The following is a 555-nucleotide window of genomic DNA, read 5'->3' on the forward strand; positions in this document are numbered from 1 at the left end:
ACACGTAAAAAAGTAGTAACAGCACGCTACGCAGCACCTACATTTGAGTAAAAAGTGTTGTTCTTAGTTCGTCAAAACTTTTGTTAGATTAATAATAGGTGGTTCATTATTAGAAGTTGAAGCAACCGGTCCATTATATTTGCTAAGTATATGGACTGGTTGCTAATAAAAAGCTTGTAGAGCAGCCTGTCAAGGGATGCTAAGACGGTTGGAGGTATAGCATGAGTAAATTGCTTAGAAAACCAGAACAGAACGAAGTGTCTCAAGGAGTCACTATTGTTCAAGACGTAACGACAGAAAATTCCCCATTAGAATATGTTGGGTTTAAAATAGTTGATTTAGCTCCAGGTGCTAAATATTCAGAAGTATTAGGAAAGCAAGAATGCTGCATCGTAGCCGTGACAGGAAAAATCAATGTCACAGATGGTGAAGAAGTGTTTGAAAACTTAGGTACTCGTGAAAGCGTATTCGAAAAAGTACCAACAGACAGTGTATATGTATCAAACGATCGACGTTTTGAAGTAGAGGGAGTTAGCCAAGCTCGCGTAGCATTAT

1 protein-coding gene is annotated in these 555 nt (G+C 38.4%); it reads left to right on the top strand.

Annotated elements, in window-relative coordinates:
* Positions 1–221: 221 nt before the first annotated feature.
* Positions 222–555: 5-deoxy-glucuronate isomerase (locus EP737_RS25155; RefSeq protein ID WP_205651026.1), on the top strand; the 334-nt coding region annotated here is incomplete at its 3' end.

It is taken from the genome of Ectobacillus funiculus (assembly GCF_004138295.1).
GTDB classification, from domain to species: domain Bacteria; phylum Bacillota; class Bacilli; order Bacillales; family Bacillaceae_G; genus Ectobacillus; species Ectobacillus funiculus.